The following is a 14,632-nucleotide window of genomic DNA, read 5'->3' as shown; positions in this document are numbered from 1 at the left end:
AGAAATGATCAAGACAGAAAAAATTGGATTGAAAGTGGTACTGGCATTAAGTCTGGTACCCTTATCTTTTTATACAAGCGCCAGAGAATTTATTACCATTATTGGTCCAGATGGGCGACCATTAGTCGTGCCACGTAATCATAACCCACAGAAAAAAACAGAAGAAAAATCTCTAGCATCGAAAAAAATAGCAGTTGCAGTGGTTCAGTCACCTCCTGTAAAGCAAAACTTAGAAACAGTATCAGCCCTAGAAAATAGACCAGCAGAACTTAAGTCAGACCATAATCTGGTTGTACAACCAGTACAACCAGTACAACCAGTACAACCAGTACAACCAGTACAACCAGTACAACCAGTACAACCAGTACAACCAGTACAACCAGTACAACCAGTACAACCAGTACAACCGCAGATTGTGAAAGAACTGACAGAATCTAAGCCATTAATAAGATCTGAAACCCAATTGACTCAAATGCCTAAGGCCATGACACCCGCTTCAAGCCCGATGCTACAGAAAACCGGATTCAGTCAGATTGAAGGCGTGGACTATGTGGACAGTGAATATCTTGAGAATAAAGAATTTAATCTAGAAGGCAGGAAACGTTTCTACAGTATGCCCGAGGGCGTGGTAGATAAAAATATCGGCTCTACCCGAATCCAGACCATTGAGCGTGAAAAAGGGCTTGGTCAATCAGTATTAACATCCTTATTTAAAACGCCTACACTGGATACAGGTCCAGTGGTGCTGGCACAAAGTTATTACCGTATTTCACAAGCTGAAACTAGAGAGAGTTTGGGAAAACAGTGCTTTAATGACAAAAAAATCAAAAAAGCCAAACAGATCAGCCTTAAAAAAGAAGTCAATTTATGGCCTCGTGCGCCTTTGAAATCAGACGAGTTTGATTTTGAAGTCGTGCAATTACAGTCTGATATCAAGAATATTCAGATTAACTCTTATGCTTCACGCCAAAAAAATCCTACTTATTATTGGCCTTTTGTGGTCTTTTTAGACAATAGAGGCTGTGTTATGGAAGGAGCGGGTGGTTTTAAAAACCAGGAAGGACAAGCAAATATTATTCAACATGAGCGTATTGAAGGCATTATTCAGATCCCTGCGCAAAGTGAGTATGTGTTATTGACGCCTTTAGCCTCAGCAATCGATGTTGAAGACAAGATGCTCACTAATTATGGACAACTAAAATTAGTCGCCATTCGATAAGGACTATTCGAGTATAACAAGATGAAAAATAAAATATTATATCCATTTGCTTTAACTACACTTTTGGCTGCACTCGCAGGATGTGGTGGGGAGAGTGCCAATGTGATTCCAGAAAAAAATAATGAAGCCACGACCAATGGAACCTGTACAGCAGGGACAGATAATTGTGTGGAATGGGGGCTTGAATATCCGCTGGATGGCTTGAATTTTAATTGTAGTGGCGATAAAGAAAATACCTTCATTACTCTATTTGATAGTAATGCTGGCGTGGCATCCGGAACCTGTCAAAAGACGGATGAGGTTGAATTTTATATTCAGAGTTTTAGTTCAAGCAAAATTACTCTCGGCAAACTTAAGCTGAGCGATTATGCCACCTTTAGTACCCAGACTCAGCTCCCACGTTTAAGTGTGGTCGATATTGCAAAAGGAATTACTGGACGTCAGGTAAATAACTTAGATCAGAATGATCCTACAGTTCAGGTTGCCATGCGTCTGGTGAAAATTCTGCAAGCTCTGGCGATACAAGAAGGCCGTATTGTGAATCCAACGGATGTGCAGCCTTTGTATATTACCGAAGAAATGCGTAAAGACTTGGCTAAAGTGAGTGGAAATATCAGTCTGACGGATGCTAGCTTCGCCACAAAAATTAAGGATTTTATCGATGTTGACCAGATTTCTGATGAAGCTGCTTTTGCTACAGTGAAAAAACTGGTAACCATTGCCAATGCCGCGGTTTATCAGCCGGAATTTTCACTATTTTCAACCTCTGGTGTGATTGGTAGCATCCAGTCGGGTTCAGATGGACTGGTGGGATGCAATAAAACACCTTGTGATATTAAAGATCAGACTACCAAACATCTATTTGGTCATTTTATGCTAATCACAGACCGTCAGGGTTATACCTTTGGCAGTGGCCTGCAATGGCGTGATAGCCAGTTAAAACTGCCCGCAAAAAATCTATCTTCACTGGGTGGAATTAATGCTGAACTCATTCGTAATGTGAAACCTGCACAAATGACGGCCGATCCGCAAAGTTCATGGATTCATCCTACCAGCAAAACGATTACTGCACCTTATCGTTTAAATGTCGCAAATAACGCTACGCCACTTGAACTATATCGGGGCAGTTTGCTGAATGATTATGTGATTGCGGGTAAAGAAGCTTTTTATAAGATGGTCACTGGAAAAACACAGCTGGATGCATCTGATCAAGCCAGTTTAGGGGCATGGCGTCTGGATGCGGATGGTGATCAATATAATGGAAGTATTGATTTATATAAAATTTTCTCAATCAGCTATCTGGATCGTGCGGTATTTAAAACAGAGCAGAATGTAGCCAGTGGGGAGAAGTATATCTTCCCGATGTATGCCAATCTGGAGTTTAAGTTTAGTGATACAACGGTCAGTCCAGTCACTTTGGGGATTGTGATTGATAGTAATGGTGATGTGCGAACCAATATGCAATCTGAGAATAATCTTGCGACCGACCCAATAACAGGCTGTGAGGGCGATGTGCTTGATAACAATTTATTATTGAATGGCGTACAGCAATACCGGCTTGGAACTTTAGGCCGTGCATTTGTTCGTGATAAATCGGTTTCGATGCGTCTGATTTTGGCCAATGTAAAATTAGGGGATTTGAATGGTGCATTGGTTGGGGTCGATTCACGCATCCAGTCTTCACCAAATTCAAATGATTCGATTGTGATTGGCGGTGCTCTGCTGAATTTGTCCAATGTACTGGATACTGCTGCCGGTCAGAATGGGCGGGTCACCTTCCTGAATTCGGTCGGAGACGGCGTGCAATGGGCCAATACCTATGCCAGTTTCCAGAAAATTTATAACAATAATAATGAGGATGAAACGCCTGACGATATTGATCTGGCCAAACGAAGCGGTGGGTCTGTTGAGTTTAAACTTGCAGATTGTTATCGCGTCAAAGCTAAAGCGTAATGTCCCATAAATAAAAAATCCCATCTGCGTATGGGATTTTTTTATGCGCGCTCAATCTATTGGATTTAACCGGTATGATCCAGACGCGAACCTAAGGTTTCTAAATGCATCGGGAAAATATTATTTTTACGGTCTGCAAAATAATGTCTTAGTGTATGTTCTACACTTGGGAAAGCCAGCTCGGTCCACGGAATATCTGCTTCATCGAATAAACGTGCTTCGATGGTTTCCTCACCAGCACCAAATTTTCCATCAATCAGATTGGCTTTGAACAGCACATAAATCTGGCCAATACGCGGAATGTTATACATACAGTACAACTGCTCAATCTCCACTTCGGCTTCAGCTTCTTCACGGGTTTCCCGTGCAGCACCTTGCTCCATGGTTTCAAACAGTTCCATATAGCCGGCAGGTAAAGTCCATAAACCGTAACGCGGTTCAATGGCGCGGCGGCACAGCAGGACTTTATTGTCCCAGAGTACCAGCGCGCCACAAATGACTTTTGGATTAATATAATGAATAGAGCCACATGAATTACACACGCTGCGGATTTGCTGGTCGCCCAAAGGAATTTTTTCGGTCGTTTTATGTCCACAATTCACACAGAAGTTCATATTCATCATCAATGATAAAAGTAAGCTCAGGATAACTGAAAAATCAAAATTTGGCATCATTTCTATCCCGCTGAATCAAAAATCAGCTATGATGAAATTATGATCATGGCTAGGGCTGAAAGAATGGATGCGCGTGAGTTGACACAAAAGTTGCAGCAACGATTACGCTTTTCCAGGCGTATTCGATCTGCGCATGCTGCCGTGTTGATTGCGATCACCGATGAAGCTGATCCCAAAGTATTGCTGACCCGCCGTTCGGCCTATTTGAATAATCATGCCGGAGAGGTTTCGTTTCCGGGTGGCAAGCGCGATCCACAAGATACCAGCAATATTGTCGTGGCTTTAAGAGAAGCCTATGAGGAAACGGCATTAAATCCCTTTGATGTGCAGCTGATGGGGGACTTGCCCATGCAGAAAGCCCGTAATGGCATGCTGGTTAAGCCGATTGTGGGGCTGATTCCGCCGCAAGTGCAGCTGATTCCGCAACCAACGGAAATCGACCGGATTTTCTTTGCCTCATTGCAACATTTGCTTGAAGCCACGCCCACACCTTATGAAGTCCGCTTTGCCCAGCAATCTTTATATTTTCCAAGTATGCGGGTAGAAAATGAAGTGGTCTGGGGATTGACGGCACGTATGCTGATTTCTTTGTTCCAGTATGGATTGGATTATAAAAAAGACTGGCCATTCCTGCTCAATTCACCAAGTTTTAAACGCTCCAAATTTTTTTAACCATTGAACAGGATTTTATCAATGTTGTATAAATTTCAGGGACACACACCGACTGCTACACAGCAGCCATGGGATGGCTGGGTCGCACCAACGGCAACAGTAATTGGACAAGTCGAACTCGGGCAGCAGGTCAGCATCTGGTTTGGTGCCGTGGTACGGGCAGATAACAGTAAAATCAAACTGGGTGATTTCAGCAATGTGCAGGAAAATGCCGTGCTGCATACCGATGCCGGTATTGAGATGCAAATTGGAAATTATGTCACCATCGGACATCAGGCCATGTTACATGGCTGTACCATTGGTGATAACAGCCTGATCGGGATTCAGGCGGTGATTCTGAATCATGCGGTGATTGGCAAGAATTGTATTATTGGTGCCAATGCCCTGATTCCTGAAGGCAAGATCATTCCGGATAATTCGGTGGTGATGGGTTCACCGGGCAAAGTGGTAAAAACGCTGGATCAAGACAGTATTCAAAAGCTGAAAATGAGTGCCCTGCACTATGCCGGGCATTTTCAGAAATTTCAGGATCTGGAACAAATTCAGCTTTAATACGATGTTCTAGAAAATCATGATAAGCCTAGAATTTTCTAGGCATTTTTGTATCTGTTTCGGGAAAATCTCGCGTAGCGGATATGAGTGGAGTATTATATCCGCGTTTTTTATATTCTCTGAATTAAGGTTGTGCATGAAAGTGCTGGCATTGGAGACTGCCAATGAGCAGTGTTCCGTCTCTGTGATCGATGATACTCAAGAACTATTTTTTCAGCTTGATGCGCGCGCCAAGGCACAAACGCAAACGATTCTCCCAATGATTGAACAAGGTCTGCAAGATCTTGGGCTGGCGATTGGTGATTTAACCGCGATTGCTTTTAGTCGTGGTCCGGGTTCTTTTAGCGGCGTGCGGATTAATGCCGCAGTCACGCAGGCGCTGGCCTGGTCAAATGATGTGCCGGTGATTCCGGTGTCGACTTTACAGGCCTTGGCGCAGGCAGCTTACCGTGTACATGGTCTGACTGAAGTTTCTGCCGTGTTAGATGCACGCATGAGCGAAGTTTATATCGCGAGCTATCAACTGGATGCAGAGGGGATCATGCAGCCGGTCGATGAAGAACAATTATTAAGTTATGCCGAAGGCAGTCAAGCTGTTCGGTTTACGCCGGTGGGCTCTGGTGCTGAGCTGGTACAAACTGAAGCTTCAATGTATAAAAATGTGCATGCGACCGCACAGGATATTGCCAGCATCGCACGTGCAGCAGCACACACAGAAAACTGGGTCAGTGCAGAATTGGCGCTGCCGGTGTATTTACGTGATAACGCGTGGAAAAAAATTCCTGAACAAGGCAAAGCATAATTAATTAGGATAAAGCATGGATCTTTTACTGCTACTCAAAGCGGCAATCATGGGTATTATCGAAGGTATTACCGAATTTTTGCCGATTTCCAGTACTGGCCATTTAATTTTGGCATCAGAATTAATGAATTTCTGGACCAAGGAAAAGAGTGATGTATTCGTCATTGCCATTCAAATGGGTGCCATTGCAGCGGTAATTTATGAATATTGGGCCCGTCTTTGGGGAGCAGCAACCGGAATTGTCAGCGGTGAGCCACAGGGTCGTCGCTTAGGGATCGGCCTGATTTTGGCCTCGATTCCAATTATATTGATTGGACTGACCTTGGGGCAAACGGTCAAACAGTTTCTGTTTAATGATATTGCCATTGCCATTGGTTTGATTGTGGGTGGCCTGATCATTATCTGGATTGAAAAACATCCGCCTCAAGTTCGTGCACATGAAGTTGAAGATCTCAGTATTAAAGATGCCATCTGGATTGGTCTGATTCAGGTCTTGTCCTTGATTCCGGGAACCTCTCGTTCAGGTGCGACCATTATCGGTGCGATGTTTTTAGGTGTATCACGTAAGGCCGCGACTGAATTTTCATTCTTTCTGGGTATTCCGGTCATTATTGGTGCCGGCCTGCTAGACCTTTATCAAAGTTATGATGTGCTAAATACTACTGAAGACTGGGCCGTGATCGGGGTCGGGCTTCTGGTTTCTTTTATTTCGGCACTGTTACTCATCCGCGCGCTGGTGGCTTATGTCGCTAAACGCGACTTTATGATCTTTGCCTGGTATCGTATTGCTTCGGGTCTGCTGATTTTATTATTTGCCTATACAGGTTGGAAATTATGGTAAGCGCGATTCGCTTATATGCCGAATCTGACGATCAACAGAAAGCACAGCACTTCGGGGCTGTGCTTTCTTCTCGTGGGGTGCAGGTCGAAATTGAAACGGTTGAAAAACTCAATGCACGTTTCTTTCGTCTGAATCCTGAACTGGCCTTATGTGTGGATGAGAATGGACTTTGGCTTTGTGCCCATGGCATGAAAATGCAACCGGACTGGCAAGCCGAGACCGGACGTTTAAAACGTGCATCTTTAAAATCTGAAATGATTGCACGTGCCTGTCATTTAGCCGAGAAACCGAGCTTGATCGATGCCACCGCGGGTCTGGGACATGACAGTTTATTGATGGCGCATTTAGGTGCCCAAGTCACGCTGGTCGAACGACATCCCATATTATTTACTTTACTTGAAGATACCCATACCCGTGCACAATCTGATGTATTTCTGAGTCAAGTCGTATCACGGATTCAACTGGTCTTTTCTGATTCAGCCGATTATCTGAAGCAGCAAGCCGAGCAGCATCGAACTGTAGATGTGGTCTATCTGGATCCGATGTTCCCGCAGCGGGATCAGAACCAGCAGGCGGTTAAGAAACAGGCGCAAGTCAAAAAACAGATGCAGCTCTTGCACATGCTTTTGCCTGAAGATGGCGAAATGGATCTGGGAGATAACCTGTTGGAATTGGCGCAAAAAATTGCCAAACGTGTGGTGGTCAAACGTCCACGTCTGGCGGTGTTTTTGGCAGAAAAAGAACCTCATCATCAATGGCAGGGTGATGCCTGCCGTTTTGATGCATATTTTCAGCATGAACTTGTGGCTGAATAAGATAATTGTTTCAATATTAAGCAAGGATTTGTTGTATATTTAACAATTGGCATTGATAAAACCGTTATCAAGCATAAACTTATTCAGCACCTTAGCGAGCCACTGATCTCCTTGAAATTCTATGATCGACTTTAAACCCTCCATTAATTTTTGGCACGATTTTAAGAGCAACCAAATTGCCGGGATGTGGTTATTTCTGGGATCTCGGCGTTCATTGCAACTGGTTCGTCCATCGATCATGCAATTGGTGTTCTGGGGGATTCTGGGTGGTTGTGCCAACAGCCTATTTAGCTGGCTCAGTTCAGGCCGTATGGGAGATTTTAACTCTCAAGGTCTGATTAGTTATGCACTTTGGCCTTTTATTGCGCTGATTGTGGGTATCTTTCTGTCGCAACGGATCAATAACCTGCGTTTGATGCTGGTGCCGGCATTGTTATGGCTGGTTTTAGATACTCATATCATGCTGTTCCAGTGCCTGATTCAATATCTGGGCGATCTGGACTATCTGCCTTATATCCTCTATGACTATATTCCGACCCTGTTTGTCATGTTATTTGTCTGGCAAAGTCTGGCTGTGGTCTGGGTAATTTCACGTGAATTAAAATGGCCGTGGTGGGAACGTGCGCTGATTATGCTGGCGACCTTGTTTACGCTGGTGGTCTGGCAAATTTCAGTCAAAGATCAACCGATCTGGAAAGTCGAAGAAATTCCACCGAGCTTTGCCGAAGATGCATTTTATGCGCAGCCAATTTTGCTGAATAAAGCCCTGGAAAATATCGAATACGGTGAATTTGCCCAATCGCACTGGTATTTTATGGGCGTGGCTGGCGCAAGTTATCAGGATGTATTTCATTCTGAAATCGAGCGGATTAAAGAGCAGTTTGATACCCGTTTTGGCACTTATGGCCGTTCTATTGCTTTGGTCAATCATCCGGCGACACGTACCACCCTGCCGATTGCCTCCAAAACCAGTATAGAACTGGCATTGCGCCGTATGGGCCAGCAGATGAACCGTGAAAGTGATGTGTTATTTTTATATATGACCTCTCATGGTCTGCCAAATGTGTTTGAAATGGAAAATGCGCCGCTGGATTTGGCCCAGGTCGATCCAAAATGGTTACGTGAAACACTGGATGCAGCAGGCATTCGCTGGCGTGTGATTGTGATCTCGGCCTGTTTTTCCGGCAGCTTTGCTTCGGCCCTGCAGAATGACAATACCCTGGTGGTTACGGCTTCGGCAGCTGACCGTCAGTCTTTTGGCTGCTCCAATGAAGCGGATTATACCTATTTTGGCCGTGCATTCTTTGATGAAGCGATGCGTGAAAATAGCAGTCTGCAAGCCGCGTTCGAACAGGCCAGAGATACCGTAGCAAAATGGGAATCAGCGCAAGGCTTCGAGCCTTCAGAACCGCAATGGGTGATTGGCAAGAATATGCAATTGATGTTGCCACAGCTGGAACAACGTTTATTTCCGCAAACCAGTACAATGACACAATCACCTTAGATCAATGTCATCAGCAGATATGCTGCAATCATAAGGAATATGCCATGGAACTCGTACAGAACAATAGGAGCTTTGAAGGTGAACAGCGGATTTATCGCTTTGATTCGAAAGCACTGAAAACATCGACCAAATTTGGCATTTATCTGCCGCCTCAAGCCCTAGAAGGTCATAGCTGTCCGGCATTGTTTTATCTGGCAGGCTTGACCTGTACCGAGGAAACCTTTGCGATTAAGGCACATGCGCAGCGTCTGGCAGCACAATTGGGCCTGATTTTAATCACACCGGATACATCGCCACGCGGTGAAGCTGTGGCAGAAGGCGATCACTGGGATATCGGTCAGGGAGCAGGTTTTTATATCAATGCCACCGAAGCGCCGTGGGCTGAACATTATCAGATGGAAAGCTTCATCGTCGATGAACTCTATGCACTGGTCACAGAAGAGTTTGTGATTCAGCCGGGCAAGATCGGCATATTCGGTCACAGTATGGGCGGACATGGTGCATTGACTCTGGCTTTTAAATATCCAGAAAAATTTAGTTCAGTTTCGGCTTTTGCACCGATCTGTGCACCAAGCCAATGTCCTTGGGGAGACAAAGCTTTCTCGAATTATCTGGGTGAAAACCGTGAAGAATGGCTCAAGCATGATGCGACTGCACTGGTTAAAGAGAAAGGGGCTTTATTCGCTGACATCCTGATTGATCAGGGTTTTTCAGACCAGTTCTATAGCCAGCTGAATCCGGCGCTGTTCCAGCAGGCCTGTGATGCCGTGAACCAGCCGCTGACCTTGCGTGAACATCAGGGTTATGATCATGGCTATTACTTTATTCAAAGTTTTATGGATGACCATCTACAGTTTCATGCGGTACAGCTTCAGCCTTAAATTTAACATTATTCATATAAAAAAGCCCTGAATAACAGTAATGTTGATCAGTTAAGGAGTTTAGAAATAGACTCTTTAATTTTTTAGTCACTCACAGCGGAGTATTAATTTTATAAATCAAATTCTTGTAAATTATTTGTTACTTTGGTTTCGCCCAAAGTAACCAAAGGCATTTGTCATCCGCAAAACTCGTCAGCCACCATCGACTAGTAAGCTTGTCGCAGAAACAATCATTTTTAAATCTTGCGGTGCAATACACCTCATGCCTCAAACAGTTGCGGATGACTTTTCTATCTATCAGATATAATCATGAATTTGAAAAAGAAAATGCCAGTCAATTCCTTAACTGACTGGCATTACTGAATAACAGGGCTTTTTATCGCTTATCTTTGCCAGTCTGCTGTTAAATCTTCCTGTCCCATGCGAATGAGATGATCCAGAACCACATTTTCCAGTTTATCGAAATCGGTAGATTCATCGCTACTTTGGATGGTCACCAGCAAGTGCTCAGTCTGAGGAATTAACATCAGCTCTGCACTCGGAAAATGAATCAGGAACTGCTGGTCTGTTTCTTCGATGGTAAACTTATGCTTCCAGTGATTGGCCAGGCGTTTGGCAAGGCGCTGCGCCTGTTGAGTCTGGATCTGGGCGGTACTTTGCATTCTTACTCCTCTAAACTTTTTATCCTTGTCAGGACTTTAAACCAAATTGAAAGGCATTCATAAGCCTTAAAGCGTTACACAGCGTTTTATTCTTGCAACATCAAGGTCACAGTAGCCGGACTGGATTTGTTATAATGAGAAAAATCCAATTTTAGCTAGCCAGGTTCTCCCATGTCCAAGCCATATTTAATTGCACCTTCAATTTTATCTGCCGATTTCGCCCGATTAGGTGAAGAAGTCAAGAACGTCTTGGCAGCAGGGGCAGATGTTGTTCATTTTGATGTGATGGATAATCATTATGTACCGAATCTGACTTTTGGTGCAGGCGTTTGTAAGGCATTGAAAAACTATGGGATCAAAGCCCCGATTGATGTGCATTTGATGGTGAAACCGGTAGATCGTATGATCGGGGATTTCCTTGAAGCAGGTGCCGATATCATTACCTTCCACCCGGAAGCATCTGACCATATTGACCGTTCTTTACAGTTGATCAAATCGGGTGGTGCAAAAGCCGGTTTAGTCTTTAACCCGGCCACACCGCTGCATTATCTGGATTATGTATTAGATAAAGTAGATCAAATTCTGTTGATGAGTGTAAACCCGGGTTTTGGTGGACAGAAATTCATTCCGATGACTTTGGATAAACTGCGTCAGGCCCGTAAACTGATCAATGCTTCAGGGCGTGATATTCAGCTGGAAGTCGATGGCGGTGTTACCCCAAGCAATATTCGTGCAATTGCCGAAGCGGGGGCGGATATGTTTGTCGCTGGATCTGCTATTTTTGGCAAGCCGGATTATAAAGCTGTAATTGATGAAATGCGTGCAGAATTAGCCAAAGTCGGTCAGGTCCAACTCTAATCGCTAAAAAGTAGTATGCACATAAATATGTGGATAACTTTATGGATAAGTGTGTAGATATCCATGTGGGTAACCATATGGATATGTTGTGTAAAATGTGATCATTTGTAGCCAGATTGATTATGCCTTAGACGAAATTTGTATAAAAAGAACTCACATTTGGTTCTTTTTATACCTTCAAACCCCTCTTGTTTAGGGGTCGTTTATTCATCACAGGTTCATAATCATGTTAAATAAAAAGTGATCAATAGGTATTAAAATTGTATTTCATTGTGTAATCTCTTTGCTCGTTATTTAAATTTAATGGATGTGTATAACTTGATATGCTGCACTTATTTTTGTGAAATTGTTGTTGCTGAATTTGCCTGATCATAGGGGCTATTTCTGAATGATCATTTTGAATATCTACCATAATAACAGCAGCGACAAATGTCTTGAAGATTTGAGTAAGATCAGGTTAAGTTGCATCTCTAAGAGTCATGTTTTGTAAAAATAATCAGGTGTGCGTAATCTGGTTTTATAAAATTTTTTATAGGTAGGAGGAACGACCTCCCTTGTCTATTTCATGCTGAAATGCACAGGAAAAATCGTCAGGACGGCCTGATTCTTAGATAAAAGAGGAGGGCTGCATGGCCTGGATTGCACTTATATTCGCAGGTGTTTTTGAAATCGTTTGGGCATATTCCATGAAATTGTCCGAAGGATTTACCCGATTAACGCCAAGTATCATCACCATTTTCTTTATGATTCTCAGCTTTGCCTTACTGGCCTATGCCATGCGTACTTTGCCATTAGGCACAGCTTACGTGATCTGGACCGGAATCGGGGCTGTGGGTTCATTTCTGATCGGGATTTTAGTTTTGGGTGAGCCGACATCGGCCATGCGTATGCTGGCTGCAGTATTGATTATTTCCGGTCTGGTGCTGATGAAAGTATCTTCTTCATAATTTGTTTCAGCCTGTCTCGGTGAACTGAGTTAAAATAGAAAATAAACTCCGCTGATCCGGGACAGGGTGTAAGCATGAACTTAAGTTATCTCTATATGGATTCTCCAGTCGGTCAGTTACGACTGGTCGCGAATGACACCGCACTGGTAGCTGTGCTTTGGGATTGTGAACAGCCGAATCGGGTGAAACTGGCGACCTTGGTGGAAGATCTGCAGCATCCGCTATTGATTGAAACCAGACGCCAGCTTCAGGAGTATTTTGCTGGTCAGCGCAATGTTTTTGACTTGCCTTTGGACTTTGCCGGAACCGATTTTCAGAAAAAAGTCTGGCAGGCTCTGCTGAATATTCCTTATGGCCAGACCCGAAGCTATCGCGATATTGCCGAGCAGGTAGGTAATGTTAAAGCAGTGCGTGCCGTGGGTGCAGCCAACGGGAAAAACCCGATTTCGATTATTGCACCCTGTCACCGGGTGATTGGCAGCAGTGGTAAGCTGGTGGGCTTCGCCGGTGGTTTGGATAAAAAAGAAATTCTGTTAAATATTGAGCGAACGCATTAAGATCGAAGTCTTAAAATAAATGAAAATTAGAATATTGAACATTCCACATTACAGATATTAAGTTCGCTCTGGTCCAGTGTATGGTGGATTTTTCTGCTGTTCTTTGGCGTGATTGTTTTTAAATTATTTAAGCCATTTTTAAAAGGGAAATTAGGAGAATTTGCGGTTGCTGCCCATGTCAAACTGTATTTAAAAGACCCTGAATACATTCTGCTGAATGATTTGACCCTTCCAGATGGAGCAGGTGCCACCACACAAATCGATCATCTGCTATTAAGTCCTTATGGCATCTTTGTGATTGAAACCAAAAACTATAAGGGCTGGATTTTTGCAAGCGCGCGTCAGAAACAATGGACCCAGAAAATTTATAAAAACAGTTATACATTTCAAAATCCAATTCATCAAAACTATAAACACATCAAAGTTCTGGAACAATTACTGGCTGATATTGTGGAGCCAGATCTTTTGCATTCCGTGATTGTATTTATGCCGGATGCGGTATTTAAAACGCCAATGCCAAATGATGTATTTCGGGGCGCAGCTTGGACCGACTATGTGAAAAGTTTTGATCAACAGATGATTTCTGAAACGAAATTAAAACGGATACAACTGCGTTTAGAAAAAGAGCTTTTAGAAAAATCCTGGAAAACCAATCGGGAACATGTAGAAAGCTTAAAACAGCATAAGCAGCCTTAAAATGATTTATAGAATCAAAAAAAGCCTTTGAATCATTCAAAGGCTTTTGCATTTACATATTTGAAGCTTTCAGTTTTTCGGTAATCTCGGCCAGAACTTTAATCCGCTTTACTTCATCCCATAAGGCTTTGGCTTCAGGATAATGTTTCGACATCATGCCCAGCCATTGCTTGTAACGACCGACCATGCCAATTTCAGTTTTGGCGGAACCATTGATAAAGCGAATTTGCAGTTCCAGCAATTCATTCCAGTTCATCAAAGGTGCATCTGAATTTTGGCGGATACATTGGGTCAGGTCGGGTGTGGTCACGGCACCACGGCCAATCATCAGGTCTTCGCAGCCAGATTCTAGACGACACTGTTTGGCATCGGTATTGTTCCAGATTTCACCATTGGCAATCACATTAATTTTCAATGCTTCACGGATCGGTTGTAACTGGTCCCAAAAAGCAGGTGGGGTATAGCCATCGGCTTTGGTGCGCGCATGAATGGTGACCCAAGACGCTCCCGCATCTTCAATAGCATGGGCATTGTCCAGCATAAAGTTGCGATCCATATAACCCAAACGCATTTTCGCAGACACCGGAATATGCGCCGGTACTGCATCTCGCACGGCTTTGACTAACTCATGTACCACTTCGGGTTCATCCAGTAAAACGGAACCGCCGCGATGACGGTTCACGGTTTTCGCAGGACAACCAAAATTCAGGTCAATCGCCGGTGCGCCCATTGCGGCAACTTTGGCTGCATTTGCTGCCAGCATTTCCGGATTATTTCCCAGAAACTGCACATGTACCGGCGTACCCGCCGCCGTCTTGCCATCATTTAACAGTTCCGGGCAGTAACTGTGATAAACATGATCGGGCAGGATAGAGTCGGTGACACGGATAAACTCGGTCACGCACCAGTCAAAGCTACCTACGGATGTCAGCACATCACGCATAATCGGATCGGTTAAGCCTTCCATGGGAGCAAGCACAAGTTTCAACGGTGCACACC

Annotated in this window: 16 protein-coding genes; 13 read left to right on the top strand and 3 right to left on the bottom strand. The window is 43.8% G+C overall.

Translation table 11 applies throughout. The features are described from left to right. Nucleotides 1-4: 4 nt before the first annotated feature. Entirely contained in the window at nt 5-1,219 is a 1,215-nt protein-coding gene (filE, locus tag FTV48_RS08295; RefSeq protein WP_179999995.1) for a putative pilus assembly protein FilE, read from the top strand. Between the two features lie 21 nt (nt 1,220-1,240). Continuing rightward, nucleotides 1,241-3,172, top strand: coding sequence for a hypothetical protein (locus FTV48_RS08290; RefSeq protein ID WP_179999993.1), 1,932 nt, complete (start codon nt 1,241-1,243; stop codon nt 3,170-3,172). 65 nt (nt 3,173-3,237) lie between these two features. Here the strand turns inward: FTV48_RS08290 and FTV48_RS08285 are convergent, their stop codons facing one another. Then, nucleotides 3,238-3,786, bottom strand: coding sequence for an NUDIX hydrolase (locus FTV48_RS08285; protein WP_167381261.1), 549 nt, complete (start codon nt 3,784-3,786; stop codon nt 3,238-3,240). A 123-nt stretch (nt 3,787-3,909) separates the two neighbouring features. On the opposite strand from FTV48_RS08285, the gene FTV48_RS08280 reads away from it, so the two are divergent. The 7 genes from FTV48_RS08280 (at nt 3,910) to fghA (ending at nt 9,913) form a co-directional block, all read left to right on the top strand. Beyond that, nucleotides 3,910-4,518, top strand: coding sequence for a CoA pyrophosphatase (locus tag FTV48_RS08280; RefSeq protein ID WP_005095870.1), 609 nt, complete (start codon nt 3,910-3,912; stop codon nt 4,516-4,518). 24 nt (nt 4,519-4,542) lie between these two features. Continuing rightward, a complete protein-coding gene (locus FTV48_RS08275) occupies nt 4,543-5,070 on the top strand; it encodes a gamma carbonic anhydrase family protein (RefSeq protein ID WP_373683528.1) in 528 nt (175 codons plus the stop codon). Between the two features lie 136 nt (nt 5,071-5,206). Continuing rightward, a complete protein-coding gene (gene tsaB / locus FTV48_RS08270; RefSeq protein WP_074384091.1) occupies nt 5,207-5,872 on the top strand; it encodes a tRNA (adenosine(37)-N6)-threonylcarbamoyltransferase complex dimerization subunit type 1 TsaB in 666 nt (221 codons plus the stop codon). A 16-nt stretch (nt 5,873-5,888) separates the two neighbouring features. Beyond that, complete coding sequence (locus FTV48_RS08265) at nt 5,889-6,713, top strand: undecaprenyl-diphosphate phosphatase (protein ID WP_005095875.1); 825 nt, start codon at nt 5,889-5,891, stop codon at nt 6,711-6,713. After that, nucleotides 6,707-7,528: a class I SAM-dependent methyltransferase gene (locus FTV48_RS08260; RefSeq protein ID WP_074384092.1), complete on the top strand. Its 822-nt coding sequence runs from the start codon at nt 6,707-6,709 to the stop codon at nt 7,526-7,528. The genes FTV48_RS08265 and FTV48_RS08260 overlap by 7 nt, the downstream gene beginning before the upstream one ends. A 121-nt stretch (nt 7,529-7,649) precedes the next feature. Next, complete coding sequence (locus tag FTV48_RS08255) at nt 7,650-9,032, top strand: C13 family peptidase (protein WP_179999991.1); 1,383 nt, start codon at nt 7,650-7,652, stop codon at nt 9,030-9,032. Nucleotides 9,033-9,076: 44 nt separating this feature from the next. Continuing rightward, the gene (fghA, locus tag FTV48_RS08250; RefSeq protein ID WP_100355870.1) at nt 9,077-9,913 is read left to right on the top strand and encodes an S-formylglutathione hydrolase; all 837 of its coding nucleotides are present in this window, start codon (nt 9,077-9,079) and stop codon (nt 9,911-9,913) included. A gap of 383 nt (nt 9,914-10,296) precedes the next feature. Here fghA and FTV48_RS08245 read toward each other — a convergent pair whose 3' ends face one another. Then, nucleotides 10,297-10,575: a DUF2218 domain-containing protein gene (locus FTV48_RS08245; protein WP_005095882.1), complete on the bottom strand. Its 279-nt coding sequence runs from the start codon at nt 10,573-10,575 to the stop codon at nt 10,297-10,299. A gap of 171 nt (nt 10,576-10,746) precedes the next feature. Between FTV48_RS08245 and rpe the strand changes: the two genes are divergently transcribed. The 4 genes from rpe (at nt 10,747) to FTV48_RS08225 (ending at nt 13,633) form a co-directional block, all read left to right on the top strand. Next, nucleotides 10,747-11,433, top strand: a complete 687-nt coding sequence (gene rpe, locus FTV48_RS08240; protein ID WP_179999989.1) for a ribulose-phosphate 3-epimerase — start codon at nt 10,747-10,749, stop codon at nt 11,431-11,433. A gap of 629 nt (nt 11,434-12,062) precedes the next feature. Further along, nucleotides 12,063-12,380, top strand: coding sequence for a quaternary ammonium compound efflux SMR transporter SugE (sugE, locus tag FTV48_RS08235; protein ID WP_005095886.1), 318 nt, complete (start codon nt 12,063-12,065; stop codon nt 12,378-12,380). A 74-nt stretch (nt 12,381-12,454) separates the two neighbouring features. Continuing rightward, the gene (locus FTV48_RS08230; protein ID WP_100328961.1) at nt 12,455-12,937 is read left to right on the top strand and encodes a methylated-DNA--[protein]-cysteine S-methyltransferase; all 483 of its coding nucleotides are present in this window, start codon (nt 12,455-12,457) and stop codon (nt 12,935-12,937) included. A 33-nt stretch (nt 12,938-12,970) separates the two neighbouring features. Beyond that, nucleotides 12,971-13,633, top strand: coding sequence for a nuclease-related domain-containing protein (locus FTV48_RS08225; RefSeq protein ID WP_180000001.1), 663 nt, complete (start codon nt 12,971-12,973; stop codon nt 13,631-13,633). A gap of 52 nt (nt 13,634-13,685) precedes the next feature. On the opposite strand, the gene FTV48_RS08220 is transcribed toward FTV48_RS08225, so the two are convergent. Then, nucleotides 13,686-14,621 (bottom strand): tRNA-dihydrouridine synthase, encoded by a 936-nt coding sequence (locus tag FTV48_RS08220; RefSeq protein ID WP_179999987.1) that lies wholly within the window; start codon nt 14,619-14,621, stop codon nt 13,686-13,688. Between the last annotated feature and the right edge of the window lie 11 nt (nt 14,622-14,632).

This window comes from Acinetobacter sp. YH18001 (assembly GCF_013416975.1).
Taxonomy (GTDB): Bacteria; Pseudomonadota; Gammaproteobacteria; order Pseudomonadales; family Moraxellaceae; genus Acinetobacter; species Acinetobacter pseudolwoffii.
The sequence above is the reverse complement of the archived record's forward strand: the minus strand, read 5'-3'. Positions and strand labels throughout refer to the sequence as shown.